The sequence below is a fragment of the Kribbella kalugense genome, from assembly GCF_004365875.1.
GTDB lineage: Bacteria > Actinomycetota > Actinomycetes > Propionibacteriales > Kribbellaceae > Kribbella > Kribbella kalugense.
In genome coordinates, this window is the sequence record NZ_SODF01000002.1 from 992703 (window position 1) to 1017541 (window position 24839).

General features: G+C 68.0%; 29 protein-coding genes. 12 read left to right on the forward strand and 17 right to left on the reverse strand.

Annotation, left to right across the window (positions count from 1 at the left end):
- Positions 1-516: 516 nt before the first annotated feature.
- Genes EV650_RS22440 through EV650_RS22450 form a run of 3 tightly spaced genes read right to left on the reverse strand, consistent with a single transcriptional unit; the run spans position 517 to position 1994 of the window.
- The gene (locus EV650_RS22440; protein ID WP_134120997.1) at positions 517-1182 is read right to left on the reverse strand and encodes a TetR/AcrR family transcriptional regulator; all 666 of its coding nucleotides are present in this window, start codon (positions 1180-1182) and stop codon (positions 517-519) included.
- Positions 1154-1564 carry a thiol-disulfide oxidoreductase DCC family protein gene (locus EV650_RS22445; protein ID WP_134120998.1) on the reverse strand — a complete coding sequence of 137 codons (411 nt, stop codon included), beginning with the start codon at positions 1562-1564 and terminating at the stop codon, positions 1154-1156. Before EV650_RS22445 ends, EV650_RS22440 begins: the two co-directional genes overlap by 29 nt.
- Positions 1557-1994, reverse strand: coding sequence for a hypothetical protein (locus EV650_RS22450; RefSeq protein WP_202874819.1), 438 nt, complete (start codon positions 1992-1994; stop codon positions 1557-1559). Before EV650_RS22450 ends, EV650_RS22445 begins: the two co-directional genes overlap by 8 nt.
- Before the next feature lie 126 nt (positions 1995-2120).
- On the opposite strand from EV650_RS22450, the gene EV650_RS22455 reads away from it, so the two are divergent.
- The 3 genes from EV650_RS22455 to EV650_RS22465 all read left to right on the forward strand — a co-directional run bounded on the left by EV650_RS22455 (position 2121) and on the right by EV650_RS22465 (position 5109).
- The gene (locus tag EV650_RS22455) at positions 2121-3167 is read left to right on the forward strand and encodes an amidohydrolase family protein (RefSeq protein WP_238174381.1); all 1047 of its coding nucleotides are present in this window, start codon (positions 2121-2123) and stop codon (positions 3165-3167) included.
- Positions 3164-3523 carry a YybH family protein gene (locus tag EV650_RS22460; protein ID WP_134121000.1) on the forward strand — a complete coding sequence of 120 codons (360 nt, stop codon included), beginning with the start codon at positions 3164-3166 and terminating at the stop codon, positions 3521-3523. Before EV650_RS22455 ends, EV650_RS22460 begins: the two co-directional genes overlap by 4 nt.
- Before the next feature lie 143 nt (positions 3524-3666).
- A complete protein-coding gene (locus EV650_RS22465) occupies positions 3667-5109 on the forward strand; it encodes an ankyrin repeat domain-containing protein (protein ID WP_134121001.1) in 1443 nt (480 codons plus the stop codon).
- Here the strand turns inward: EV650_RS22465 and EV650_RS22470 are convergent.
- Positions 5075-6178 (reverse strand): calcium:cation antiporter, encoded by a 1104-nt coding sequence (locus tag EV650_RS22470; protein WP_134121002.1) that lies wholly within the window; start codon positions 6176-6178, stop codon positions 5075-5077. The genes EV650_RS22465 and EV650_RS22470 overlap by 35 nt on opposite strands.
- A 64-nt stretch (positions 6179-6242) precedes the next feature.
- Here EV650_RS22470 and EV650_RS22475 point away from each other — a divergent pair, with 64 nt between their 5' ends.
- Positions 6243-6749: a GNAT family N-acetyltransferase gene (locus EV650_RS22475; RefSeq protein WP_134121003.1), complete on the forward strand. Its 507-nt coding sequence runs from the start codon at positions 6243-6245 to the stop codon at positions 6747-6749.
- Complete coding sequence (locus EV650_RS22480) at positions 6746-7585, forward strand: SCO6745 family protein (RefSeq protein ID WP_134121004.1); 840 nt, start codon at positions 6746-6748, stop codon at positions 7583-7585. The genes EV650_RS22475 and EV650_RS22480 overlap by 4 nt, the downstream gene beginning before the upstream one ends.
- Here the strand turns inward: EV650_RS22480 and EV650_RS22485 are convergent.
- Positions 7569-8168, reverse strand: coding sequence for a TetR/AcrR family transcriptional regulator (locus EV650_RS22485; protein ID WP_134121005.1), 600 nt, complete (start codon positions 8166-8168; stop codon positions 7569-7571). The two genes, EV650_RS22480 and EV650_RS22485, sit on opposite strands and share 17 nt — an antisense overlap.
- Before the next feature lie 102 nt (positions 8169-8270).
- Here EV650_RS22485 and EV650_RS22490 point away from each other — a divergent pair, with 102 nt between their 5' ends.
- Entirely contained in the window at positions 8271-9479 is a 1209-nt protein-coding gene (locus tag EV650_RS22490; RefSeq protein ID WP_134121006.1) for an FAD-dependent monooxygenase, read from the forward strand.
- Here EV650_RS22490 and EV650_RS22495 read toward each other — a convergent pair.
- Entirely contained in the window at positions 9430-10317 is an 888-nt protein-coding gene (locus EV650_RS22495) for a LysR family transcriptional regulator ArgP (protein ID WP_134121007.1), read from the reverse strand. The two genes, EV650_RS22490 and EV650_RS22495, sit on opposite strands and share 50 nt — an antisense overlap.
- Before the next feature lie 73 nt (positions 10318-10390).
- On the opposite strand from EV650_RS22495, the gene EV650_RS22500 reads away from it, so the two are divergent.
- The 3 genes from EV650_RS22500 to EV650_RS22510 all read left to right on the forward strand — a co-directional run bounded on the left by EV650_RS22500 (position 10391) and on the right by EV650_RS22510 (position 12885).
- A complete protein-coding gene (locus EV650_RS22500; protein ID WP_134121008.1) occupies positions 10391-10987 on the forward strand; it encodes a LysE/ArgO family amino acid transporter in 597 nt (198 codons plus the stop codon).
- 120 nt (positions 10988-11107) lie between these two features.
- The gene (locus tag EV650_RS22505) at positions 11108-12085 is read left to right on the forward strand and encodes an Abi family protein (RefSeq protein WP_166678237.1); all 978 of its coding nucleotides are present in this window, start codon (positions 11108-11110) and stop codon (positions 12083-12085) included.
- A 158-nt stretch (positions 12086-12243) separates the two neighbouring features.
- A complete protein-coding gene (locus EV650_RS22510) occupies positions 12244-12885 on the forward strand; it encodes an MBL fold metallo-hydrolase (RefSeq protein WP_238174382.1) in 642 nt (213 codons plus the stop codon).
- Here the strand turns inward: EV650_RS22510 and EV650_RS22515 are convergent.
- Entirely contained in the window at positions 12882-13793 is a 912-nt protein-coding gene (locus EV650_RS22515) for an SDR family oxidoreductase (protein ID WP_134121011.1), read from the reverse strand. The two genes, EV650_RS22510 and EV650_RS22515, sit on opposite strands and share 4 nt — an antisense overlap.
- Positions 13794-13839: 46 nt before the next feature.
- Here EV650_RS22515 and EV650_RS22520 point away from each other — a divergent pair, with 46 nt between their 5' ends.
- A complete protein-coding gene (locus EV650_RS22520; protein WP_134121012.1) occupies positions 13840-14532 on the forward strand; it encodes a TetR/AcrR family transcriptional regulator in 693 nt (230 codons plus the stop codon).
- Here EV650_RS22520 and EV650_RS22525 read toward each other — a convergent pair.
- Positions 14454-15377: a DMT family transporter gene (locus tag EV650_RS22525; protein ID WP_134121013.1), complete on the reverse strand. Its 924-nt coding sequence runs from the start codon at positions 15375-15377 to the stop codon at positions 14454-14456. The two genes, EV650_RS22520 and EV650_RS22525, sit on opposite strands and share 79 nt — an antisense overlap.
- Before the next feature lie 35 nt (positions 15378-15412).
- Positions 15413-16615, reverse strand: coding sequence for an MFS transporter (locus EV650_RS22530; protein ID WP_134121014.1), 1203 nt, complete (start codon positions 16613-16615; stop codon positions 15413-15415).
- A 103-nt stretch (positions 16616-16718) separates the two neighbouring features.
- Between EV650_RS22530 and EV650_RS22535 the strand changes: the two genes are divergently transcribed.
- A complete protein-coding gene (locus EV650_RS22535; RefSeq protein ID WP_238174383.1) occupies positions 16719-17588 on the forward strand; it encodes a hypothetical protein in 870 nt (289 codons plus the stop codon).
- Here EV650_RS22535 and EV650_RS22540 read toward each other — a convergent pair.
- The 5 genes from EV650_RS22540 to EV650_RS22560 all read right to left on the reverse strand — a co-directional run bounded on the left by EV650_RS22540 (position 17575) and on the right by EV650_RS22560 (position 21309).
- The gene (locus EV650_RS22540; protein WP_238174384.1) at positions 17575-17967 is read right to left on the reverse strand and encodes a GNAT family N-acetyltransferase; all 393 of its coding nucleotides are present in this window, start codon (positions 17965-17967) and stop codon (positions 17575-17577) included. The genes EV650_RS22535 and EV650_RS22540 overlap by 14 nt on opposite strands.
- Positions 17964-18710 carry a phosphotransferase family protein gene (locus EV650_RS22545; RefSeq protein WP_134121016.1) on the reverse strand — a complete coding sequence of 249 codons (747 nt, stop codon included), beginning with the start codon at positions 18708-18710 and terminating at the stop codon, positions 17964-17966. Before EV650_RS22545 ends, EV650_RS22540 begins: the two co-directional genes overlap by 4 nt.
- A complete protein-coding gene (locus tag EV650_RS22550; RefSeq protein ID WP_202874821.1) occupies positions 18695-19684 on the reverse strand; it encodes a pyridoxal-phosphate dependent enzyme in 990 nt (329 codons plus the stop codon). The genes EV650_RS22545 and EV650_RS22550 overlap by 16 nt, the downstream gene beginning before the upstream one ends.
- Before the next feature lie 3 nt (positions 19685-19687).
- The gene (locus EV650_RS22555) at positions 19688-20044 is read right to left on the reverse strand and encodes a helix-turn-helix domain-containing protein (protein WP_134121018.1); all 357 of its coding nucleotides are present in this window, start codon (positions 20042-20044) and stop codon (positions 19688-19690) included.
- A gap of 113 nt (positions 20045-20157) precedes the next feature.
- Positions 20158-21309, reverse strand: a complete 1152-nt coding sequence (locus EV650_RS22560) for a trans-sulfuration enzyme family protein (RefSeq protein WP_134121019.1) — start codon at positions 21307-21309, stop codon at positions 20158-20160.
- Positions 21310-21440: 131 nt separating this feature from the next.
- Between EV650_RS22560 and EV650_RS22565 the strand changes: the two genes are divergently transcribed.
- Complete coding sequence (locus tag EV650_RS22565; protein ID WP_134121020.1) at positions 21441-21947, forward strand: Lrp/AsnC family transcriptional regulator; 507 nt, start codon at positions 21441-21443, stop codon at positions 21945-21947.
- Here EV650_RS22565 and EV650_RS22570 read toward each other — a convergent pair whose 3' ends face one another.
- From EV650_RS22570 to EV650_RS22580, 3 genes are all read right to left on the reverse strand, one after another.
- Positions 21948-22967 carry an LLM class flavin-dependent oxidoreductase gene (locus EV650_RS22570; protein ID WP_238174385.1) on the reverse strand — a complete coding sequence of 340 codons (1020 nt, stop codon included), beginning with the start codon at positions 22965-22967 and terminating at the stop codon, positions 21948-21950.
- Positions 22968-23096: 129 nt separating this feature from the next.
- On the reverse strand, positions 23097-23621 hold the full coding sequence (locus EV650_RS22575) for an NADPH-dependent FMN reductase (protein ID WP_134121021.1): 525 nt from the start codon (positions 23619-23621) through the stop codon (positions 23097-23099).
- Positions 23622-23656: 35 nt separating this feature from the next.
- On the reverse strand, positions 23657-24757 hold the full coding sequence (locus tag EV650_RS22580) for a M4 family metallopeptidase (protein ID WP_134121022.1): 1101 nt from the start codon (positions 24755-24757) through the stop codon (positions 23657-23659).
- Between the last annotated feature and the right edge of the window lie 82 nt (positions 24758-24839).

Here is a 24839-nt window from a genome sequence, read left to right on the forward strand (position 1 = left end):
GGGTTCTGCATGCATGGCGGTCCGCCTCGCCGCAGCACGCACGCCCAGTTCGCGCTGGTGTGCGAAGACGTGCGGCCGGGTGTGATGCGAAGCGAGCTGTGGTGGGGAGGACCTGTGGTCGGGAGTCGACCCGGATTTGCGGACCGCCACGCATGCAGAAGTCGCGCGGGCGCGCCGACCTGAGCGTGCGCACCCGTCGCGACCCAGGGTTCTGCATGCATGGCGGTCCGCCCAGCCGTAGCGCGCAGGCCCAGTTCGCGCACGCGCGCGGGCACCGACCACAGCTCCTCCCGACCACGATCGACCGTGAGCAGACGCCGGCCCGCAGTCACTCGCGAGCGGAGCGAGCAGAAGGCGGGCGGCAGCCCGCAAGTCGTCGGCGCTAGCCGACAAGGCCCGGCGTCAGCCGGAAGGTATGCGCGGGCGCTAGCCCCCGAGGGCGAGCGGGTGCGCGCGTGGCGGGCGGGCCGAGGGGCGGAGCGGCGAGGGGCGGCTGCGGAGCATGCGGCGGAGGAACTACTTGATTGAGCGGATCAGGCCGACTAGATCGTTCACTACGCCTCGTACGCCTGGGATGCGGGTGAGGCGGAGGAGGCGGTCGACGAGCGGTACTACGCGATCGATCAAAGCCTTTGTGCGGCGGACGTCGTCGCTTTGGTCGTGGACCCAGAACAAAACAACGCCCATCTGCACGAGCCAAAGGAGCTCAGGCAACTCCGTCCGCAGGTCGGCGGGAAGCTTCAGGTCGGACCCCTCGACCACTTGGCGGAAGATCTCCACACTCGCGTCCCGGGCCGGGCGGGACTCGTCGCTGAAGGGTGACAGCGGGCTCTTCGGATCCGCTGCCGTCTTGAAGAACGTGCCGGCGAACTCGTGGTACGGCGCGGCCACTTCGAGCCAAATCCGCAGTACCCCGGCCAGCCGTGGCACGAACCGCTTCTCCGAAGCAAGAATCGGCTCGACCGCGACACGATGCTGGTCCTGGAGCAGGTCGTAGTACGCCTGCATCAGGTGGTCCTTGGAGCCGTAGTAGTAGTACGCGTTCCCGACCGAAACGCCGGCCTCGGTCGCGATCGCGCGCATGGTCGTCTTGCCGTACCCCTGCTCCCGGAACAGCCGCAGCGCGGTCGACAGGATCAGCTCGCGGGTCTGCTCACCCTTCGTGGTCGCACCGTCCGTCACATCCGTCAGCGTAGTCACCTCCACTCAACCGCCGCAGTCCTGCGGCTGCCTGCACCATTGCTCGCGCGACCGGCCGCATCGCTGGACTCGCCAGCCGTACGGCGGTGTGCCTGTGCTCCCCCGTGGCCCACAGGCACACAATCCACGCGCGATCGCCGATGTACACGGACCCGTCGTCGGCGACCACTGTCACCTCGCGCAACGTCGCCGAGTGATCCAGGCCGGGGTAGAGCGTCCGCGCGTTCGTCGACCCCGCCGCGACGAACCGCAGACGCACCAACCCGCCCTCCCCGTTCGGCCCCGGGTGCTGCGCCGCCAGCCACTGCTTGAACCGGCGGCACAGTTCGCACTGGGCGTCGTACAGAACGGTCAACTCACGCATGCTCGACCGGCCAGACCGGCGGCTGCCCACCACCCAAGCCCCCCGGCGCGACCACCGCGTTCGGCGGGACCGGCGGGGTGGTCTGCTGCTCGAGCCGGCTGCGGCGGCGCATCGCGTTGAAGACCCACACGTTCCCCAGGTGCAGCCCGCCGAGCACCAGCATCACCGTTCCCAGCTTCACGCTGAGTTGCTCGAACAGCTCACGCGCGTCCACGACCGCGTCCCCGCCGCGCAGGAACAGCGTCACGAACCCGAGGTTGATCAGGTAGAACCCGACCACCAGCAGCCGGTTCACCGCGTCGGCGAAGTCCTCGTTGCCGTGGAACACGTCGACCAGGAAGATCCGCCCGTTCCGGCTCAGCGTCCGCGCCACCCAGATCGTCAGCGGCACCGCGATCGCCAGGTAGACCAGGTACGTCGTCACCGTCATGTTCATCCTTGTCCCCACTCTTGAACACGTTCAACTCCTGTCGATCCAGACAGTACGCCGCTCATTTGAACATGTTCAAGTCGAGCCCGACGTGAGGTGGATCTCCCCTGAGGCAGGATGAAGACCATGACGACTGTGCCGACTTGGGTCTTCGAAGGAACAGTGCTCCCGTCCGGCGACTCCGCCCGCGTCACGTTCGGGCCGGGCGACATCGGTGAAGCTCTACCTGGCAGGTACGGCGTACCCGGTCTGGTCGACTCGCACTGTCACCTGACGATGGCGTACACCGACGACGGCCCGGCCATGCGAGGCGACGACTTCGCGCACCAGCGCCTCCGCGAGCTCGCCGAGTCCGGCGTCAGCGCGGTCCGCGACGTCGGCGGCAACCGCGACGTCACCCTGAAGCTCGCCCGGACCGAGGACGACAGCCGCCCGTTCGTGCTCGCGGCCGGCCGGTTCCTGGCACCGCGCGGCCGCTACTTCCCGCAGATGTACGAGCCGGTCGCTCCCGAGGACCTGCTCGCTGCCGTCGAGACCGAGATCGCCGAAGGCGCGAGCTGGCTGAAGTTGGTCGGCGACTTTCCCGAGGTCGACGCGGACGGCCCGGTCCGCGGCAGCCAGGTCGGCCCGACGTACGACCTGGACGTGATCGAGGCGATGATCGACGTCGCACACGATCGCGGCGCGCGAGTCGCCGCGCACGTCACGAGTGACCGTGTCACCGACCTGATCCGGCTCGGGATCGACTCGGTCGAGCACGGTACGTCGCTCACCGAGCAGGACCTGGAGACCCTCGGCGCCCGCGGCGGAGCGTGGACTCCGACCCTCAGCGCCGGTCTCACCCCAAGCCCGAACGAGACTCCCGAGGGTGCGGCTCGCCGCAAGGCTCGGTCCGAACACGTCGCGTCCCTCCTCCCGCTCACCGACCGGTACGGCGTCCGCGTACTGACCGGATCCGACGTGGTCGGCTCCGTCGCCGGCGAGATCGACCTGCTCGTCAAGCACGGACTCTCCGTCGAACAGGCCCTGACCGCGGCCTCGACCGGCGCCCAGGACTTCCTCGGCCTGACCGGCTCCGGCAACCTCGTGACGTACGACGCCGACCCGCGCGAACACCCGGAGGTCCTCGCGACCCCGGCCGCGGTGGTGCTCAACCACCGCCGGATCTCGTGAAGGAGAAGGACCTCGACCGCTGGGTCGAGCGCTACCGGAAGGCGTGGGAGAGCAACGATCCCGCGCACATCGCCGCACTGTGGACCGAGGACGCCGCCTGGTACCGGCGTCCGGACGAGCAGCCCGTTCTCGGCCGGGACGCGATCGTTTCGGCCTGGCTCGAGATCGCGGACGGGCCGGGCGAGACAGCGTTCGAGTACCAGGTGCTCGGGTTCGGCGACGGCGTCGGGTTCGTCCGCGGCTGGACGACGTACCTGACGAATCCGCCGGGCGAGTTCAGTAACCTGTGGGTGATCCGGCTGGACCGGGATCGGGCCCACGAGTTCACCGAGTGGTGGATGGAAAAGCCGCTGTGAGCTACTCTCGCTGGTAGGTGCTTCAGGGTGCCACCGGTCCGCGGGAAGGGCTTAGCCCACCTGGACGAACACGGTTGTGGCACTTGTTCACCTCCTTTCTCGCCTGACGATGCGGACAGCAGGCTCGTAGAGAGGAGGTCGGCATGCCGACCCGAAATCTTCCGGACGACCCGCACCTGGAGCACCTCCGCAAGCAGGCCAAGACGCTGCTCAAGGGCGTCCGAGCCGGGGACCGCGAGGCGATCGCGCTCGCGGACGAGTTCCATCCCGTCGAGACGCTGGCGGACGCGCAGCTGGTGGTTGCCCGTAGCTACGGATTCGCCAGCTGGTCACGGATCGTCCGGCACTTGGAACTGGTCGACCACTACAGTCGCTCGCCTCATCGGCAGTCGGTCGGTGGTCCGCTCGACACTCCCGAACAGCGCGCCGACGAGTTCCTCCGCCTGGCGACTTTGCACTACGGGCAAGACGATCCGGCCCGCCAACGATCCGCGCGCGAGCTCCTGGACCGCTTCCCGGACATTGCCCAGAGCAACATCTACACCAAGGTGGTCGCCGGCGACCTGGACGCCGTACGGGCGGAGTTGTCCGAGGCAACGACAGAAGGCGGACCGTACCGCTGGGAACCGTTGCTCTACCTCACCTACAGCCGCCTCGACGCACCCAACCAGGTCGAGATCGCACGTCTCCTCCTCGAGAACGGCGCGGAGCCGAACGCCGGCTACCTCTGGCAGGGCATGCCGTCACCGTTCACCGCGATCACCGGCGTCTTCGGTCGCGGCGAGGGCGACCAACCTCCACACCGCCAGCGGGTCGAGCTCGCCAGGCTGCTGCTCGACGCCGGCGCAGACCCGAACGACAGCCAGACCATGTACAACTGCGGACCCGGCTGTCCCCCGCCGTACGACGACGTACACCTGGAGCTCCTGCTCGAGTACGGACTCGGCCGCGGCGACGGCGGCCCGTGGCACGAACGGATGACCACCGCACATCCGACGCCGCAACAGTTGCTGGAGGACGAGCTGGTGTTCGCGTCGATGGCCGGTCTGCTGCATCGAGCCGAACTAGTGCTTGCCCAAGGCACCGATCCCGAAGGCGTCGGCACCAGGCACCCTGGTTTCGGCGGCAATCGCCCGTACGAACTGGCGGCGGTCCAAGGGCACACCGAGATCGCGGAGATGTTGCGTGCCCGGGGTGCGGCGCCGTTGGACGAGATCCACGAGGTGTACGCCGCGGCGATGCGCGGTGAGACGCCCGACATCGACGCCGATCTCGCCGCCCGAGCGGTCGCTCGCCAACGTCACCTGCCTGTTCGAGCCGCCGAGATCGGCCGCACCGAGGCGATGGAACCCTTGCAGCGGCTCGGGTTCGACCTGACGCGGATCTCGGGCGGAGCGGCGCCGATCCACCGGGCCGCACTCAACGGTCATCTGGAGACGGTCAAGAAGCTCATCGAGCTCGGCGCCGACCCGGAGCTGCGCGATCCCAACTACAACGGGAACGCGCTCGGTTGGGCGGAGCACAACCACCAGGAAGCGGTGGCCGACTACCTCAAGGGCTTACAGCAAGGAACAGGAACGCGCTGAAGACCGCGAGATGAACGGCCCCCTGGAGCAGGGTCGCGCGACCGGTGGCGAGGGTGACGACGCTGGTCACGACGGTCAGCGCGAACAGCACCATCTCCTTGCCGTCGAGCCCGAGGATGAGCGGTCCGTCGAGCCAGATGGACGCGATCGCGATCGCAGGGATGGTCAGTCCGATACTGGCGAGCGCTGAGCCGAGCGCCAGGTTGACGCTGGTCTGGAGACGGTTCCGCAGTGCCGCGCGTACGGCGGCAACCGTCTCCGGCAGCAGCACCAGTAGCGCGATGACAACACCGACCACGGCCAGCGGCGCGCCGGCCGACTCCACTGCGGACTCGAGCTTCGGCGACACGGTCTTGGCCAGACCAACGACCGCGACCAGACAGACGAACAGCAACCCCAGGCTGAGCAGCGCGGTCTTCCCACTCGGCGCCGCCGCGTGATGGTCCTCGTCCTCGTCGACATCGCCATCGGACCGAACCGGCAGGAAGTAATCCCGGTGCCGGATCGTCTGGATGAACACGAAAACGCCGTACATCACCAGCGACGTCACGCCGGCGAACGCGAGCTGCGCCGAGCTGAACCGCGGCCCCGACGCACTCGTCGTGAACGTCGGCAGCACCAGACTCAGCGTGACCAGCGCGGTCATCACGGTCAGCGCGGAGTACGACGCCTGCACGCGGAACTCCTGTACCCGGTGCCGCAACGAGCCGACGACCAGGGCCAATCCGAGGATCCCGTTGCAGGTGATCATCACTGCGGCGAACACAGTGTCCCGGGCCAGCGACGCGGCCTTCTCCCCGCCGGACGCCATCAGCGTGACGATCAGCGCGACCTCGATGATCGTCACCGCGAGCGCGAGAATCAGCGTGCCGAATGGCTCACCGACGCGGTGCGCGACGACCTCGGCGTGGTGGACGGCGGCGATCACGGCGGCGCCGAGACCGAGGCAAACCAGGATCAGCAGGACCGTGTTGAGGTCACGACCCCAGGTCACGAGCAGCACGACGAAGGCGAGCGGCGGCACGGCCAACGTCCAGCGCGGCAGCCCTTGGATCACGGAGTTTGTCATCCTCACACAGCCTATCGGGAATCCCCTTGGCATCCCGGCAACCTCAGGTGATGCTTCTCCCATCATGACTGTCGAGATCAGAGACGCGACTGACGGCGACTGGGCGGCGATCTGGCCGTTCTTCCACGAGATCGTCACCGCGCGCGAGACCTACACCTACGACCCGGAGTTGACCGAGGAGCAGGCCCGCGGACTGTGGATGTCGCCGTCCAGCTCGCCGCTGGCCCGGACCACGGTCGCGGTCGATGCCGACGGCACCGTTCTCGGCAGCGCGAACATGTACCCGAACCGTCCCGGTCCCGGCGCCCACGTCGCCAGCGCCAGCTTCATGGTCGACGGCAAGGCCCGCGGCAAGGGTGTCGGCCGGCTGCTCTGCGAGGACATGATCGCGTGGGCCGGCCGATCCGGCTTCCGGTCCATCCAGTTCAACGCAGTCGTCGAGACCAACGAACCCGCCGTACACCTCTGGCAGGACCTCGGCTTCCGCATCGCCGGCACCGTCCCGGAGACCTTCAACCACCCCAAACTCGGGTACGTCGGCCTCCACGTGATGTACCGCCCGCTGCCATGAATCGCGCGCGCGAGATGTGGAAGGTCCTCGAGCCGTTCCACGCGATCACCTACTTCTCTCCTGAGACCCGGAAGGCGACGGATGCGCTCGGCCTGAAGGGCGGCTGGATGAGCTACTTCGGCTGCCGCGCGGCGCCTCTTGGCCCGGTCGGTCCGGAGATCGTCGCCGCGGTGTTCTACAACTTCCACCCGGCGGTGGTCGCCCGCTCACTGCCGGACGCCTGGACCTACGCCGCCCCGGCCCAACTCCTCGACGCCCGCCTGACCGCCGTCGACCACGCCGTACGCCGGTTGTTCGCCGACACCGTGTTTGAACGCGCCGCCGAGATCGGGCGGCACGCGGCGGAGTTGGCACCGGTTGCCGGGCGGCCGATTGCGGCGGCCAACGCCGCGTTGGAGTGGCCGACCGAGCCGCATCTCGTGCTCTGGCAGGCGACCACGATCCTGCGTGAATCGCGCGGCGACGGACATGTCGCGGCGCTCGTCGCCGCCGGACTCAGTCCATGCCAAGCGCTGGTCACGATCTCCGCCGCGGGCGGGCCGTCGAAGGAGGTCTTCCAGCTCAATCGCCGGTGGAGCGACGAAGAGTGGGCGGCCGCCTCGGACGATCTGCGGAGTCGCGGACTACTCGACGCCGACGGCGCGCTCACCGACACCGGCCGCGCACAGCGGCAACAGGTGGAGGACACCACGGATGCGCTCGCCGATCAGGGTTGGCGTGCGCTCGGCGACGACCTGAGTCGCGAGCTGCACGACGTCGTACGCCCGTTCAGCGCTGAGCTGATGTCGGCCGGGCTGATCCCGGCGGACAACCCGATGGCTATGCGCTGGGACTGATCCGGTCCGCCACCGAGCGGAGCGATTGAGCCAACTGCTCACCGGTCGGCGCGGACTCGGGGTCGAACATCGCCTGCGCGACCACGCCGAGCAGAAGCGCCTGCATCAATGACCCGACGGCCTGAAGCTCCTCGGGATCCGCGTCCGGGCCGACGCCGCCGAACATTTGCGCGAGGCCTTCGCGCGCCTCGCCCTGCAGCTTCGACAGGTCGGACACCAGCTCGGGCATGGTCGCGCAGAGGCTGAGAACCTCGAACTGCACCGCCCACAACGCACGCAGGCGCGGATTCGACAGACTGTCGATGATCTGACGCCAGGTCGCGACGAACTGGTCATGCGGACCGCGCACAGCAGCCCGGTCGGTCGCCGTACCGTCATCGCGGGCGACCTCGGTCGCCCACTCGTCGATCAGCAGCGTGCGCATCGCCTCGGTGAGCAGCGCCTCCTTGGAACCGAAGTGGTAGCCGATCGCGGCCAGGCTGACCCCGGCCGCGGTCGCGATGTCGCGCGCCGTCGTCCGGCTGTAGCCCTTCTCGAGCAAGCAGGCCTTCGCGCCGTCGATCAGCGCCTCCCGGTTTCCCATGTCCAGAACTCTAACACATTCGTCTCATACGAATGTCTTGCACATTTGTCTAAGACCGTCGTACAGTCAGGGCACACCAACAAACTTCTTGGAGGGGTTCCGATGACTACGGTTCTGATTTCCGGCGCGAGCGTGGCGGGTCCGGCCCTGGCGTACTGGCTGCAGCGGTACGGGTACAGCCCGACCGTGGTCGAGCGCGCTCCGGCGCCGCGGCCCGGCGGCTACGCGGTCGACTTCCGCGGCGCGTCGATGACGGTGCTCGAGCGGATGGGCATCCTGGACGCGGTCCGGGCCAAGGCCACGAACATGGGCGACATCACCTACGTGAACGAGCAGGGCAAGCGCGTCGCCAGCACCCCGCCGAGTGCACTCAGCGGCGAACTGGAGATCCTCCGCGGCGACCTGGTCGAGATCCTGTACTCGCGGACCGCCGACACCACCGAGTATCTGTTCGGCGACTCGATCGCATCCCTGACCGACGACGGTTCGGGCGTCGACGTGGTCTTCGAGAGTGGTCTGACCCGACGGTTCGACCTGGTCATCGGTGCGGACGGGCAGCACTCGAACGTGCGCCGGCTCGCCTTCGGGCCGGAATCGTCGTACGCACACGACCTCGGCTACTACGTCTCGGTGAGCACGGTCGCCAACCACCTGGGCCTGGACCACACCGGGCAGATCCTGAACGTGCCGGGCAAGACCGTCGGCACCTACAGCGCACGCCACAACGCCGAGGCGAAGGCGCTGTTCTACTTCACCGCCAAGGACAAGCTGGACTACGACCGGCGCGACCCGGAGTCCCAGAAGGCGATCATCGACGAGCAGTTCGCCGGGATCGGCTGGGAGGTGCCGACGCTGCTGGCCGGAATGCGGCAGGCGCCGGACTTCTACTTCGACTCGATCACCCAGATCAAGCTCGACAGCTACTCCCGTGGACGGGTGGCGCTGGTCGGCGACGCCGGGTACTGCGCCTCGTCGCTGTCCGGGATGGGCACGAGTCTCGCGATCGTCGGCGCCTATGTCCTGGCCGGTGAGTTGCACGCCGCCGGCGGTGACCACGTGCGGGCTTTCGCGGAGTACGACGTACGCATGAAGGACTTCGTCGCTGCCTGCCAGAAGCTGGCGCTCGAGGGGGCGATGTGGTTCATCCCGGGCAGCAAAGGGTTCATGAAGCTGCGCAACCTGACCTTGCGGATGATGCCGTACCTGCCGTGGCGGAAGGTGATCGAGCAGGCGCCGTTGAAGGCCGGCAACGCGATCGAGCTCAGGACGTACGAAGACCAGCTTCCGCGGCCCGCCGTACCGCGTCCGTGAGCGCGTCCAGTATGCCGGACTCGAGCTTCCAGTGCTGCCAGTACAAGGGCACGTCGATGTACTTGCCTGGGGCAACTTCTACCAACCGCCCCGCGGCCAGCTCGGGTCCGGCCACCTGGTCCTCGATCATCCCCCAGCCGAGACCGATCCGGACCGCCTCGTGGAACGGCGCGGACGCCGGGATCGCGTGCGACGGCGGATCCAGCTTCCGCCGGGTCACCTTGCGGATCAGCCGGTGCTGCAGGACGTCCTTCTCGTTGAACACCACCATCGGCGCCTCGGCAAGGGCCTCCGGCAACGACTTCCCGGTCAGCCAGCGCTCGGCGTACTCCGGGGTGGCGAGCGGCAGGTACCGCATCTTCCCGAGCGGTACGACGCGACAGCCCTGGACGGGCCGTGGATCGGCGGTCACCGCGGCCAGGACGGTCCCGTTGCGCAGGTACTCCGCCGAATGTTCCTCGTCCTCCTGGTGGACCAGGAACCGGGCCTCGTGGGTCCGGGACAGGTCGAGCATCGCCGGCAGGAACCAGTTGTTGAGCGAGTCCGCGTTCACCGCGAGCGGGATCCGCTGGGCGTCGATCGTGCCGCGGACGGCGGCAATCGCCTCGAACTCGAGCAGCGAGACCTGCCGGGCCAACCTCAGGAGCGCCTCACCCGCGGCGGTCGCGCGCGCCGGCCTGCCGCGCATCACCACGACCTGTCCGAGACGGCTCTCCAACGCCTTGATTCGTTGACTGATGGCCGACGGCGTGACCTGCAAACGCCGGGCGGCCGCGTCGAAACTGCCTTCGTCGACGACGGCCACGAACGTCTCGAGCTGCGCGGAGTCGAACTGCATAATGAAGCAATCCTAATGGCATGTGAGAATCTTTAGCTGGTTTGAATGCGCTCGACTGCCTACCGTCGAACCCATGCCTGTCCTCGCCGGTTTCGCCACGTCGCTGTCCCTGATCGTGGCGATCGGCGCCCAGAACGCCTTCGTCCTCCGCCAGGGCCTCCGCCGCGAACACGTCCTGCCGGTGGTCCTGACCTGCGCACTCTCCGACGCACTCCTGATCTCCAGCGGCATCCTCGGCCTCGGCGCCCTGCTCACCCGCAGCCAACTCGCCCTCGACATCGCCAAGTTCGGCGGCGCCGCCTTCCTCTACACGTACGCCGCGTTGGCCGCCAAGCGAGCCTTCAAACCCGGCGCGATCACCGCCACCGACCGCGGACCGGCCGCCCTCCGCAGCGTCGTACTGACCTGCTTGGGCTTCACCTACCTCAACCCGCACGTCTACCTGGACACCGTCGTACTCCTCGGCTCCCTCGCCAACCAACGCGGCACCGACGGCCGCTGGCTCTACGGCCTAGGAGCCATCACCGCCAGCTTCACCTGGTTCTTCGCCCTAGGCTTCTTCTCCGGCAGACTCGCAAAGGTCTTCTCGCGACCAAGAGCCTGGCAATTCCTGGACTCCGGCATCGCCCTCATCATGGCCACCCTGGCAACCTGGATGCTCCTCCCTTGATATCCACAGCTGCGAATTCGCCCGGTAAGCGGGGCAGCCTCGGGTGTACACTCTCGGTAACACGGCCAGCCCCTCTGCCCCTCAGGGCACGGGCTGGTTTTCTTTTCCTGGGGGACATCCGTGACTGCCTACACCAAGCCGCACCTCGCCTTCGCCGACCAGGTCGGACTGCTGAAAAGCAGAGGCCTGATCATCGACGACGAGACCGAAGCAGAGCGCCTCCTCGGCGTCATCGGGTACTACCGCCTCAGCGGCTACTGGTACTCCTTTCGCCGGCGGTCGGACGGCGTCGGCCGCGACGACCACTTCGTCGAAGGCACCACCTTCCGCCAGGTCGTTCGCCTGTACGACGCCGATCGCAGGCTGAAGCTGCAACTGCTCGATGCGCTCGAACGCATCGAGATCGCGGTTCGGGTCATGATCGGATTCACCCTCGGACGACGCGGCGCGTACGCGCATCTCGACAGCCGGAATCTGGACGGCCGGTTCACGCGATCCGATGGCAGGCAGCCCAGCACGTACGACCGGTGGCTGCGCAAGGTGCTAACCGCACAGGCCAGATCCTCCGAGGACTTCGTCCTGCATTTCCAGCACAAGTACGACGGCCGCCTGCCGGTGTGGGTGATCACAGAGATCCTCGACTTCGGCGCTATGAGCTACTTGTTCCAGGGGCTGCAATCGGCGGATCGCAACGAGATCGCGGCCCGGTTGGGCGTCCTCGACCGGCGAGGTGACGGCAACGGCACTGCGTTGGCCAACTGGCTGCGGGTGCTCAACTACGTCCGCAACGTCTGCGCCCACCACTCTCGTCTGTGGAACAGGAACCTCGCCGATCAGCTCGCTCCGAGCCACCTGCGGTCGATCCCGGATCTGCGTCATCTGACCCAGCCCGAGGTATCCCATGCCCGGATCTATTCGACGTTGTGCGTCGTCGCGTTCTTGCTGTCTCGCCTCGGGCACGAGTCCCACTGGCCTGAGCAGATTCGGGACTTGATCAGTACGGAGATCCCGGCCTGCGGGCGCGAGCTTCGCGAGTTGGGATTCCCGGCCGGATGGGCCGGCGAGTGGCCGTTGGGCGTCGGACGTGGAGGTTCTTGATGGATGTGACGGTTTTGTGTGATGCGGTGGGGGTGTTTCCGGAGGGGGTTTCGGGGGCGTTGCCTGGGTGGGGTTCGGAGCAGCTGGCTTGGACGAGCGAAGTTATGCCGGGGAACGTTCGGGGGGAGGGGTGGTTGCTGCACTTTCATAGTTATTTGGTGGTGGGTGACTCGGGGGTGGTGCTGGTGGATGCGGGGGTTGGGCCGGCGGGTGGGGAGGCGGCGGAGTGGTTGGGGGTGGCTGGGCGGTTGCCTCGGTTGTTGGGGCAGGTTGGGGTGGAGGCCGGGGATGTGGATGCGGTGGTGTTGACGCATGTACATCTGGATCACGTGGGGTGGGCGTCGGACGGGGTGCGGCCGGCGTTTCCGCGGGCGGAGTACGTCGTACAGCGGGATGAGTTGGAGCATGTGCGCGGCGGATCGACGTACCTGAAGAGGATTCGGCCGATCGAGGAGGCCGGGCAGTTGCGGGTTGTGGACGGGGAGACGATGCTGCGCGGGATGCGGTTGGTGCCGACGCCGGGGCATACGCCTGGGCATCAGTCGGTGGTGACGGATCGGGCGGTGCTGGGTGGTGATGTGCTGGTGCATCCGGCGCAGGCTCGGTGGCCGGAGCTCACCTATGTGTATGAGCGCGATCCGGCGCGGGCGGTGACCTCGCGGCGGGAAGTGCTGGCGACGGCGGCGGCGATGGGCGTCCCGATCGCGGCCGCGCATCCACATGCTGCTCTGTCGGCGGACGCCGTACCAACGAAGGCGGCAGGCAACGGCGACCAGGCCTGCCCGCCGCACAAGCTTTAGCGGTAGCCGGTGGTGTCGGCCGGTTTGCCGGGGTCCTGGATGTCGACGATGTAGCGCCACGCGTCCGGCCGGCTGCCGTCGAGGTCGGTGAAGCCGTAGAGCTGCGCGAGTTCGCCACTCGACGTGGACTTGCCGTTCCAGCGTCGTACGTCGGGATCCGCCGCGAGCGCCGCCACTGCGCGACCGACGTACGACGGGCTCTCGGAGATCGCGAAGTGCGGGATCTGCTCGGTCGCGTCCCGCCAGTTCTCCTCGCGTACGCCGAACCCGTCGAGCATCGCCTCCGACCGCAGCCACCCCGGCGTCAGCAGCACGGCAGCAGCGTCGTACTGCTTCAGCTCGTGAGCCAGCGCGAACGCCATCCGGCTGACCGCACCCTTCGCGACGTCGTAGAAGAACGAGACGCGATAGTTCGACGCGTTGTAGTCGTTGGTGCCGTCCGTCATCTCGACGACCAGCCCACCTGGCGTCTTGATCAGCAACGGCAGCGCGAAGTGACTGGTGATCGCATGCGTGTTCACCCCCAGCTCCAGCAACCGCAGACCGCTCTCGAGCGAGCTCTCCCACACGGTCTTGTCCCAGTCGGGCTCGCCGTACTGCCCCCAGATGTCGTTCACCAGGATGTGCAGCGCGCCCTGCTCACTCTCGATCCGGGCGACCAGCTCGCGCACCTGATCGGGGTCGAGATGATCCACAGGTACGGCGATGCCGTGACCGCCGGCCTTGTCGACGAGCTCAGCGGTGTCCTCGATCGTCTCCGGCCGGCTCATCTCTGACTGCCGGGCCCGAGTGGTTCGTCCGGTCACATACACGGTCGCGCCGGCAGCGCCGAGTTCGACCGCGATCCCCCGCCCGGCTGCTCGGGTCGCACCGGCGACCAGCGCCACCTTTCCCGCCAAGGGTTTCATGGCTCCTCCTAATCCATACGTTGTACGATTATGTACCATACGACGTATGGTTAACGTCGGCAAGCGCTCCGGGCGGCCCCGCGCCGGGGAGGAGCGGCTGAGCCGGGAGGCGATCCTGACCGCGGCGCTGCAGATCGTCGACGACGAGGGCATCGACGCGCTGACCATGCGGCGGCTCGCGGCGACGCTGAAGGTCAACCCGATGTCGCTCTACCACCACCTGCCGAACAAAGCCGCCGTACTCGCGGGGCTCGCGGAGCTGGTGTTCGCCGGCCTGGAACTACCCGATCCGGGCGACACCGTGCCGTGGGATGAGCAGCTCAAGGAAGCCGCGCGCGCCTATCGCAACGGCCTCCGCCAGCACCCCAACCTGGCGCTGCAGGTGCTGTCCGACACGTCCGCCGTCTCAGACGTCGTGGTGGTGACGATGGAGCCGTTCTACCGGGCGCTCGACCGAGCCGGTCTCAAGCCGCGGCAGATCTTCGAGGCGGCGAACACCCTGATCGACTTCATCCACGGGTTCAGCCTCGGCGAAGCATCCGTCCGGTCCGAGACCTTCGAGCTCGCCCCCGACCTGCTCGCCCGCGTACGCGCACTGCCGGCCGACAAGGCACCGACCCTGACCAGGATCGTCGGCGGACTCGGCGCCGAGGGCCTCGCCTATGACTTCGACAGCGGATTCGAGTCCGGGCTGTCCACGTTGACCGCGGGCATCGCGGCAACGGCTCGCCGACGGTAGCGCGAGATCGCGACCCCGATCAGACAGAGCAGACCACCGACGTACGCGAGTCGCGCGGGACTCTCGCCGAGCAGCAGCCAGCCGAGGAAGATCGTGAGCGGCGGGACCAGGTACGTCGTGGCACCCATCCGACCGGCCGTCGTCCGAGCCAGCGCGTATGCCCAGGTCGTGAAGGCGATCGCAGTCGGGAAGGCCCCAAGGAACACGACCCACCAGATCGTCGCCGGTCGCGCATGTGCCGTCTCACGGACCAGCGTCGGCCCGAACGGCAGACAGGCAACCGCGCCGATCACGCACGACAACCAGGTCACCTCCAGCGCGGGCAGTCGCGCGAGCAGCGGCTTCTGCGAGACGACACCGATCGCGTACGCCGCCGCGGCTGCCAGGCAGAGCACGACACCCCACGTCTCGGCGCTGCCGTTGGACGACGACAGTCCGATCACGACCACCCCGCCGAACGCGACGACACTCCCGATCACCAGCTGACGCGGGAAGCCCTCGTGGAGAAGGACACCCGCCAGGAGTGCGATCAGCAGCGGACCGACATTCACCAGCATCGCCGTCGTACCGGCGTCGAGGTGGCGCTCGGCCTCGTTCAGCGCGAGGTTGTAGACGCCGAACCAGAGCAGACCGCAGGCCAGCAGGAATTTCCAGTCGCCCTTCGCCGGCCAGCGCCGCGGCCGGGTGAACACGAAGATCCCGAGCAGCACGCTGCCGACCAGCAGTCGCCCGAGCGACAGGGCGCCGGCCGACAGGTCCTGTCCGACATGGCGGATCGCCACGAAGGCGGACGCCCACAACACCACCGTCACCGCAGCTGCGGCCAGCGCACCCTGTTTCCTCATGCTGTTACAACGTCGCGTCGGCTCATGATGTGAGGTTAGGTCTCGGACGCTTCGGTCGCCGCCGAACTACGGGGAGCCGGCAACGCGAACGGTACGACGAAAGCCGTCAGCAGGACCGGGATCGTCAACCCCGCGATCAGCACCGACATCGTGAACCACATCGACCCGAGCGCGAACCCGCCGTACACCGCAATCGCGAAGACCTCGGCAAACAACCCCGACACCGACGTCACGGTCGCCCGGGCCGGACCGGTGATCGCATCCTGCAACCGCGACTCCGACACCACGATCACCAACTGCATCAGCCCGTACCCGAGTGCAATCGGCAAGAACCCCCACGCCGACCCACTCAGCGCCCCGGTCGCGATCAACACGGCAGTTGCCGCGAGCATCAAAGCAAAAGTTGCTGCTGGCAACTTGTACGCCGGCCCTGCGAGCGCACCGCCGATCGCCTGTGCTGCAACGGTTCCCGCGATCAGCAAAGGGATCACGCTGGTCAGCGCACCCGTCTCCCGGGCAAGCAACGGGAAGTACTCGTCGAACGCCAGGAAGCCGCCGAGCAACGCGACCAGCGCAACGGCTCGCCGCACCAGCCGACTCGTCAGCACCTCCGTCACGCCAGACCTCAGCATGTGAACGTAGTTGCCGAACGCCGCCCGCGTACCCGTTTCGTCCGACTCCCGGGCAGCCTCCACCGGCCGCGCCTCAGGCAACGACCACGCCACCAAGGCCTGGGCCAAACAGCTGAGCACACTCACTACCCCAGCCAGGACGTAACCACCGAGGTTGAGCAGCGGTGTCGCCAAAGCCGTCGCTGCCAGGTTCATCACGAGCGCGGCGGATCGCGCCCGACCGAGCAGGGTCGGGTAATGCGCAGTTCGATCCCGGGCGGCAAGCTCGTCGTACACGAACGCTTCGTACGTGCCGGAGATCAGCGCGGACGAAGTACCCCACAAGACGAAACCCAGCGCGAATCCGGCGAACGACGGCCACGTGATCCATGCGGCGTACCCGAGGCCGCTGAGCAGGGCACCGAGGATCAGCAGCTTGCGCCGGGAGTACGTGTCGGCCCAGGCGCCGGACGGCACCTCGAGGACGAACCCGGTCGCCGACCAGATGACGAACAGCGTCGAGATCTGGGCAGCCGACAGTCCGTGATCGGTGAACAGCAGCTGGTACAGCGGATAGAGCGGGATGAAGTCGTGCAGCGCCTCGAAGGCGATGACGCGGGCGAACAGACTTCGGTCAGTACGTCAAAGGTGCGGGCTCGGAAATCTCATGTCATTGACGATACGCGAAAATGAGGCGCGGATCCGGTGGAATTTCCGTCAGAGTAGGGCGATGGGACAGGTCAGCGAACGGTTCTGGGCGAAGCTGCCGGACGGCAGCCGGGACGCCCTCGTCGACGGGTTGAGTCAGTCCGAGCTGCAGTCCGTCCTGCTGGACGTGACGCGGGAGCGCGCCGCCAAGGTGACGCCGGCGCGGCTGCTGCAGCGCTGGCAGCAGGACCGGTTCGTGCGACCGTCGTCGATCGATCCGCGCGAGCTGGTGAAGACCCAGCAGCTCCTGTGGGAGCGGCTGCCGGAAACGTTCGACGGCGTGCAACTGTCCCCGGTGACCCCGCTGGGCACCTGTTCGGCGATCGCGACGATCAACCAGAACCAGGTGGTCAGCACGATCCGCGGCACCGAGGTCGCCAGCGACCCGACCAACGAGCTGGCGATCGAGGCCGCCGTACGCCGACGTGCCGGGCAGGACCGGGTCCACCTGGCCGCGTGCCAGCGGGTGATCCGGGCGCAGCCGTTCGACGGGCCGGGCATGTTCGCTCATTTCGAGCTGTTCACGCTGGTGTCGAGTGCTCGCGACACCGGCTCGTGCAGGACCGAGCTGCTGATCGAGCACCTGCGTTTCTGGCAGGACGTACTCGGCGACAAGGCAGTCCTGTCCTTCACCGCCTTCAAGGAGTCCGCGCTGCGGGACCGGATCGAGGACACGGTCCGGCCGGCGCTCGAAGTCGCGTTCACCGAGGACACCGAGCGGACGAAGAGCGAGAACTACTACGCCGGCACCGCACTCGACATCGGTCGGGGCAGCGAAGGGCTGGGCGACGGCGGCTTCACCACCTGGACCGCTGACCTGCTCGGCGATGCGAAGGAACGCTGCCTGACCTCCTGCATCTCCACCGAACGCCTGACGACTATCGGAGTTTGAGCAACCCCGCGTCGGTCGGCCGGAACCCGCAGGCGTCGAGGTAGAACGCGGTCAGGTGCGGCTCGAAGTCGACGTGCAGCCATTCACACCCGGCCTTGCGCGCCTCCTCGGCCGCGGTCAGCACGAGCTGCTTACCGATACCCCGCCGGCCATGATCCGGATGTACGGCGGTGTCCAGCACGAACGCGTGCCCACCGCCGTCCCAGCACACCTGCACGAACCCGACCAGCTGATCGTTGCTGAAGGCACCCACCCAGGTCAGCGCCCACCGCTCCAACCGCTCCGCCCAGGCCTGCACCTCCGGCTCGCTCTCGAACGCAGCCGCATGCAGCGTGGACAATTCCCGATCGTCCACCGGGAACCGCACGACGTACTTCACAGCAACTCCAATGCGGCTTCGAGGCGAGCGTTCCATCCCACAGCCTCACCATCGGGCAGGTCCGACACGCTCAGGTACCCCTGCACCATCACAGACGGCATGACCGCGCTCAGCCCCTCGCTGCCCCCGTAAGCACTCAACGCCTCCGGCCAGCGGGCGGGCTCCACCGATGACACCAAGAACCACGCGAGGTCCAGCACGCCCGGCGCCAACGACACGTCCTCCCAGTCCAGCAAGGCGACCACACCGTCGGGCCCGGTCCGCATGTTCTGCGCCGAGGCGTCACCGTGAGCCAAAGTCAGCTCACCCGCCTGCCCCACAGCTTGCTCGCCCTCGAGCACCCGACCGACCAGACGCTCACCAAAGGCACGCACCGGAGCAGACAGGTCGGACCGCTCCGCCAGCACCGGCCAGGTGCGGTCGTAGAGCTCCGCAACCAGATCCTCCCCCGCACCGGGCGGTCGCAGCCACGCCCAGTTCGCCCGGCCTGTCCACCGGCCATGCAACTCGCGCAACACCTGCGCAGCAGCGCCAGGGTCCGCCCCTGGCGCCCAGTCCGACAGGTCCTCCAGCACCAGCAGGGTCCCGTCAGGTCCAGACTCCGCCTGGTAGCACTCCGGAACGCGAACCCCGACCACCGGTGCGATCTCCCGGTAGAACCGCACCTCGGACTCGAACATCTGCAGCACATCTGGAATCGAGCCAGGCGCCGCGGGCTCCCGCCGCTTTATGTGGGTACGCATGCCTCAGTGCTTATCAGGACGACCGTGCTGTTCTCCATTAGATTTAGCTGGTCACGCGCAGCGCGGAGCCCGGCGAGGGTCGCCGCACCGCTCGGTCCGGAGGAGATGCCGGCCGCTTGCAGGTCGTCGACCGCCTTGAGTGCTGCGTCGTCCTCGACCGTGACCGAGTAGTCCAGACCTGAGCGGAGTACGGGCCAGGCGAGGCTGGACGGCGTACCGCAGTTCAGGCCCGCCATCACAGTCTTGCCGGTCGGGACGGTCAGCAACTCACCTGCGAGCAGGCTGGTGGTCACGCACGACGCGCTGGCCGGCTCGACCCCGAGCAACGCCGGCGTGACCGGTCCGCTCCGGTAGTGGGTGACGGCTGCCTGGGCCACCGAACCCACTCCCATCGGCACAACCACCAGATCAGGCTGTACGTCGATCTCCCGGAACAGCGTCGAGTAGCCGTCGACGATGTGCTGCGGGATCACCTCGTACCCGGGCCACGCGGAGTCCTGGATCAGCAACCGATCCCCCGAGGCGTACGCCGCAGCCTCGCCGACCGCGGCGTCGTACGAATCCGGTACGACGGTCACCGTCGCACCCTCCGACCGGATCGCATCCACAGCACCATCACTCACCACGTCCGGGACGAACACGTGTGCGGGCAGACCGAGCATCGCAGCCCGGCGCGCGACGGCACGACCGTGATTGCCGTCGGTCGCAGTCACCAACTCGGAAGCGCCGGCGTGCTCCTGCAGAGCGCGGTGGATCGCCCACCACGCACCCAGCGCCTTGAACGCGGGCAGCCCAAGCCGATGCGACTCGTCCTTCACGAGCACCTGACCGACCCCCAGCTCGGCAGCAAGCGCCGGGACAGGGGTCAGTGGAGTAGGGCGGTACGCCGGCAGGCTCTGGTGGAACGCCAGTACCTCAGCCGGAGCAGGCGACGTACGCCAGGACCTCGCGGCCGGGTTGGCGTACCAGCGCACCAACTAAGCGACCAGCGTGAACGCCTGTGCCGAGGCGGAGTACGCGCGTGGGCCGGAAGGGATCCGGTACGCCGCGCGGTCCTCGACCCGGATCGCAGCGGTCTGGAGGTGGACCGGCAGCGTGGACCGGGCCGCGGTGGTCAGGTCGAACTGCACCTCGGCCAGCAGGTCGGACAGCTCGAGCTCGAGTGCGCGGCAGATCGCGGCGAGGATCTCCGAGGAGGGCTCTTTGCGACCGCGCTCGATCTCGGAGAGGTACGGCACCGACACCTGGGCCAGCTCGGCGAGCTCGCGCAGGGTGATGCCCCGCTCGCGCCGGAGCCGGCGAAAGACGTTCCCGATCACCTGGCGTAGCAACACGTCTGGCCCTCCTCGCCTCCGGATGTCCTGTACCGAGTGTGCCATCCCGCGCGGGTCCGCCGGGCAAGATCTGCGCTGAGCAGACTCCGTACGGCGTTCTGCCCTGCGCAGAATCAGCCTTCCAGCGCGGATTGGAGGTCGGCGGTCAGGTCCTCGGGGTCTTCCAGGCCGAGGCTGAGGCGGAGCAGTCCGTCGGACGGCTTGGCCTCGGCGGTGACCAGGCGGTGGGTGAGCGCGGCGGGGTGCTGGATCAGCGTGTCCACGCCGCCGAGGGACACCGCGTGCGTGATGAGCTTCAACCCGCTGGCCACCCGGGACGCGGCCTCGAAGCCGCCGGTCAGGGTGAAGGCGAGGATCGCGCCGGGACCCGACTGCTGGCGTCCGATCAGCCCGGCGGGATCGGTCAGGCCCGGGTAGTAGACCTGCTCGACGGACGGCTGCGCGGACAGCCAGTCCGCCACCTTGATGGCGGTCGCCTGCTGCGCCCGTACGCGCACTGGCAGCGTCTGCAGTCCCCTGTGCAGTTCGTACGCCGCCAACGGGTGCAGCAGGCCACCTGTCACTGCGCGGATCTGCCGAAGCCGGCCGACCCACTCCACGCCGGCCGCGACGACGCCACCCATCACGTCGCCATGACCGCCGAGGTACTTGGTTGCCGAGTGCAAGACCAGGCTCGCCCCGTGCCGAGCCGGCTGCTGCAGGATCGGCGTCGCGAAGGTGTTGTCCACAAGCACCGGTACGTCGCCTGCCGCGCGGGCGACCGCCGCGATGTCGACCAGCTCGACGGTCGGGTTGGCCGGTGTCTCGACGATGACCAGGCCGGTGTCGGGGCGGATCGTTCCGGCGACCTCGTTCGGCTGTGTGTAACTGACAGTTGTCCCCAGGAGGCCTGTGGATAACAGGTGATCGGTGCCGCCGTACAGCGGACGTACGGCGACCACGTGCGGACGGCCTGCGGCAACGGTGGCGAGCAGGCAGGCGGTGAGCGCGGCCATGCCGGAGCCGAACGCGACGGCGCCGTCGGTCTGCTCGAGCTCGGCGAGCGCGCTCTCGAAGCGGGCGACGGTCGGGTTCCACAGGCGCTGGTAGACGAGGCTCCCGCCGTCCGGGCCACGGCCCTGCGCGAGCGCGTCGTACGACGCTCCGCCGGTGTTCACGTCGGGGAGCGGGTAGGTGGTGGACAGGTCGATCGGAGGGACGTGGACGCCGAGAGCGGCCAGGTCGTCGCGGCCGGCGTGGACGGAACGGGTGTCGAGCTGGGTCATCGTGGCCTCCTCACCTGAGATGCAGTGAGGATGGAATCTTCTGCGAGATTGATGCAATAGTTCCGAAGAAAATTCGTCCACAGGGTCATCCACATGCTGTGGATTCTGTGGACGGGCTCTACAGTGATGGCATGCCGAAGGATCGTCGGAGCCCTGGACCGGCTCCGCGGCCGGCTCCTGACGGGCTCGACGAGGTCGATCGGGAGTTGGTGCGACTGCTGACCGCCGACGGGCGGATGGCGAACAACGCGCTCGCCGAGGCGACCGGGATCGCGCCGTCGACGTGTCTCGCGCGGGTGCGTTCACTGCGTGAGCGTGGGGTGATCCGCGGCTTCCATGCCGACGTGGATCTGGGCGCGCTGGGTCAGCCGTTGCAGGCGCTGATCGCGATCCGGATCGGAGCGCATTCGCGTGACGAGATCGACCGCTTCCGGTCGAAGGTGCCGGGGCTGCCCGGCGTGCTCTCGCTGTTTCATGTCAGCGGCGCCAACGACTACCTGCTGCACGTCAGCGCGGCCACTCCCGACGCTCTCCGGGAGTTCGTCCTCGACCACCTGACCGCGGACCCAGCAGTAGTCCACGCCGAGACCAGCCTGATCTTCGAACACATCCGGGCGACTCCGGACGCGCGCAACTGATCAGCGGGGCTTGATGCCCCAAGCTTGCGCGAGCAGCTCGAACGAGCGGCGGCGTTCTGCTGGGTTGTGGATGTTGGTGGTGATGATCAGTTCGTCAGCGCCGGCGGAGTTGGCTCGGCGGAGGAGGTCAGCGGCTACCTGGTCCGGGGTGCCGACGGAGACCAGACCGGCCCACTCTTCGACAGCGGCCTCTTCTGCCTCGGACCACGGGTAGGCCTCGGCTTCCTCCGGAGACGGAAGCGGGCCAGGACGGCCGGAGCGCAGGCGGAGCATCGAGAGTGCGTTCGCGCGGGCGAGTTGCTGCGCGCGCTCCTCGGTCTCGGCGACGATCGCGGCCAAGGCCAGGATCGCGTGCGGCGCGCCCTCGTTCTCGAAGCGCTTGAAGTTCTCCCGGTACGACGCGATCACGCCGGCCGGATCGAGCGTCCCGAAGTGCCCGGCGTACGCAAATCCCGTCCCGAGCGCGGCCGCCGCCTGTCCGCCGTACGTGCTGGACCCGAGGATCCACACCGGCGGCAGCGGTACGTCGTCAGGTTGCGCCTTGATCGGCTCGAACGGGTGCCCGGCCGGGAACCCTTCGGCGTATGCCCGCAGTTCGGCGTACTGCTCGGTGAAGTCGTCGGCGCCGAGGGCCTCGCGGCTCCGGCGCAGTGCGAGCGCGGTGCGTTGGTCGGTGCCTGGCGCTCGTCCGATGCCGAGGTCGATACGGTCCGGGTACAGCCCGCCGAGCACACGGAACGTCTCGGCGACCTTCAACGGAGAGTGGTTCGGCAGCATGATCCCGCCGGACCCGACCCGGATGGTCGACGTGGCGGCAGCGACCGCCGTGATCATCACCTCGGGAGTCGTGCTCACCACGCTGGGGATGTTGTGATGCTCCGCCAGCCAGAAGCGGTGGTAGCCGGCCGCTTCCGCGGTGCGGGCCAGTTCCAGCGTCTCGTGCAGCGCCTCCGACGGCCGCGTGCCTGTCGGCACCGGCGAGAGGTCGAGCACGGACAGGGGCATCGGTTCGGCGCTCACGCTCCATGGCAACCGCCGCGGCGTGCAACCTATTCCTCCGGACCTGCAGCCCATCACAATCCCGGCGGCCGGCACCGGCTGAGCCTGGATCGACCGGAAGAACCAGCATTGTGATGGGCTGGAGATCCGCTATCCGGGGTACGGCGTCTGCGCGCGAGCATCGCGTAGCGCTCGGGCCCACCAGGCGAGCTGCCGGAGCAGGGTCGCGGCGGCCGCAGACGTGGTCGGATCCGTCGGCTCACCCGCGGTGAAGTCCTCTTCGCGAAACCCGAGACTGTCCCGGATCGTGACCGCGTGCAGCTCTCCGAACACGAGTCTCAGTTGTTCGGCGGCCCGCAGTCCGCCCGATCGGCCGCCGTACACGACGAACCCGACCGGCTTCGCGTACCAAGGCCGTCGTACGGCGTCGATCGCGGTCTTCACGTCGCCCGGATACGCGTGGTTGTACTCCGCCGTGACGATCATCACCGCATCCGCGTCCTCGATCCGCCGCGGCAACTCCGCCAGCGGCACGACGCTCAGGTCGATGAGATCGAGCTTGAACTCGTCCGCCCGCTCGACCTCCCGGGCGAACCACCGCGTCACCGCCGTGCCGAACCGCCCGTCGTCGAGATTGCGCGTCAGCACGACGAGCCGGAGCGGATGAACAGTCACGCCAACGGACGCTAGTACCTCAACAAGACTTGAGGTCAAACCTTCTCAGGAGGCGGTGAGGACGGCGGTGTGGAGGGTTGGAGTTCGGTTTGGGCCGCGTCCATGAGAGTGGTCTGGTCCTCGAGGACGCCGACCGATTGCCAGGACTTGGTGACGGCGGTGAGCTGGGCCGAGTCCGCGCCGAAGAGGTTGCCGGCGACGGCCTGGGTGGCTTCGGCGAAGACCTTGAAGGTGGCGGTTTCGGCGAGGCCGCCCGAGGTCAAGGTGGCGTACCAGATCTTGCCGGCGTCGCCGTACGCGTTCCCGCCGAGAGCGGTCGCGACCAGGTAGAACGCGTGGTTCGGGATGCCGGAGTTGAGATGTACGCCGCCGTTGTCGTCCTCGGTCTCGACGTACCCGGACATGTTGTCCGGCTGCGGATCCTTCCCCAGCCGCGGATCGTCGTACGCCGTCCCGGGGGCCTTCATCGATCGCAGCGCGACACCTTGGACACCTGGCAGGAACAGCCCGGCTCCGATCAGCCAGTCGGCGTCCGCGGCGCTCTGACCGAGTGCGTACTGCTTGGCGAGCGAGCCGAAGACGTCCGAGATGCTCTCGTTCAGCGCACCGGACTGGCCGTCGTACGAGAGGTTCGCGGTGTACTGCGTGACGCCGTGGGTCAACTCGTGGCCGGTGACATCGATCGAGCCGGTGAAGTTCCCGAAGATCTGCCCGTCACCGTCGCCAAACACCATCTGTGCGCCGTCCCAGAACGCGTTCGCGTACCCGCGGTCGTAGTGCACCGTCGAGGTCAGGACGAGCCCGGCGGCGTCGATCGAGTCGCGCCCAAAGCACTCCTTGTAGAGGGTCCAGGTCGCGCCGGTGCCGTCGTACGCCTGGTTGACAGCCTTGTCCTGGGCCGGGTCGTCGCCCTCGGAGCGGACCAGCGTCCCGGGGAGGTCGGTCCCGTTCTCGGCGTCGTACACCTTGCGTTGCCGGCCGCCTGCCGCCGTCGGCGACGCAAGGCCGGCCGCGGGCCGGGTGCGCAGGACGGCATCGTGCTGCAGGGACTGCCGGATGCGGGCCCGGAGGTTGGGGTCGTCGGTCGTCCGCTCAAGCTGCTCGAGCAGGTACGGCGGGATGATCGAGTGGAACACCACTACAGGAAAACCCGGGCACCGGATAAACTCAAGGATTTGTGGCTGCCGCGCGCAGTGTCATTTCTCAAGAACTGGAATG

What these genes read in the sequence shown, in the direction of transcription:
- EV650_RS22445 (WP_134120998.1), bottom strand. Translation starts at nt 1,564, where the DNA reads ATGCGTGAGTTGACCGTTCTGTACGACGCCCAGTGCGAACTGTGCCGC.
- EV650_RS22450 (WP_202874819.1), bottom strand. Translation starts at nt 1,994, where the DNA reads ATGACGGTGACGACGTACCTGGTCTACCTGGCGATCGCGGTGCCGCTG.
- EV650_RS22455 (WP_238174381.1), top strand. Translation starts at nt 2,121, where the DNA reads ATGACGACTGTGCCGACTTGGGTCTTCGAAGGAACAGTGCTCCCGTCC.
- EV650_RS22465 (WP_134121001.1), top strand. Translation starts at nt 3,667, where the DNA reads ATGCCGACCCGAAATCTTCCGGACGACCCGCACCTGGAGCACCTCCGC.
- EV650_RS22470 (WP_134121002.1), bottom strand. Translation starts at nt 6,178, where the DNA reads ATGACAAACTCCGTGATCCAAGGGCTGCCGCGCTGGACGTTGGCCGTG.
- EV650_RS22475 (WP_134121003.1), top strand. Translation starts at nt 6,243, where the DNA reads ATGACTGTCGAGATCAGAGACGCGACTGACGGCGACTGGGCGGCGATC.
- EV650_RS22480 (WP_134121004.1), top strand. Translation starts at nt 6,746, where the DNA reads ATGAATCGCGCGCGCGAGATGTGGAAGGTCCTCGAGCCGTTCCACGCG.
- EV650_RS22485 (WP_134121005.1), bottom strand. Translation starts at nt 8,168, where the DNA reads ATGGGAAACCGGGAGGCGCTGATCGACGGCGCGAAGGCCTGCTTGCTC.
- EV650_RS22490 (WP_134121006.1), top strand. Translation starts at nt 8,271, where the DNA reads ATGACTACGGTTCTGATTTCCGGCGCGAGCGTGGCGGGTCCGGCCCTG.
- EV650_RS22495 (WP_134121007.1), bottom strand. Translation starts at nt 10,317, where the DNA reads ATGCAGTTCGACTCCGCGCAGCTCGAGACGTTCGTGGCCGTCGTCGAC.
- EV650_RS22500 (WP_134121008.1), top strand. Translation starts at nt 10,391, where the DNA reads ATGCCTGTCCTCGCCGGTTTCGCCACGTCGCTGTCCCTGATCGTGGCG.
- EV650_RS22515 (WP_134121011.1), bottom strand. Translation starts at nt 13,793, where the DNA reads ATGAAACCCTTGGCGGGAAAGGTGGCGCTGGTCGCCGGTGCGACCCGA.
- EV650_RS22520 (WP_134121012.1), top strand. Translation starts at nt 13,840, where the DNA reads ATGGTTAACGTCGGCAAGCGCTCCGGGCGGCCCCGCGCCGGGGAGGAG.
- EV650_RS22525 (WP_134121013.1), bottom strand. Translation starts at nt 15,377, where the DNA reads ATGAGGAAACAGGGTGCGCTGGCCGCAGCTGCGGTGACGGTGGTGTTG.
- EV650_RS22535 (WP_238174383.1), top strand. Translation starts at nt 16,719, where the DNA reads ATGGGACAGGTCAGCGAACGGTTCTGGGCGAAGCTGCCGGACGGCAGC.
- EV650_RS22545 (WP_134121016.1), bottom strand. Translation starts at nt 18,710, where the DNA reads ATGCGTACCCACATAAAGCGGCGGGAGCCCGCGGCGCCTGGCTCGATT.
- EV650_RS22560 (WP_134121019.1), bottom strand. Translation starts at nt 21,309, where the DNA reads ATGACCCAGCTCGACACCCGTTCCGTCCACGCCGGCCGCGACGACCTG.
- EV650_RS22565 (WP_134121020.1), top strand. Translation starts at nt 21,441, where the DNA reads ATGCCGAAGGATCGTCGGAGCCCTGGACCGGCTCCGCGGCCGGCTCCT.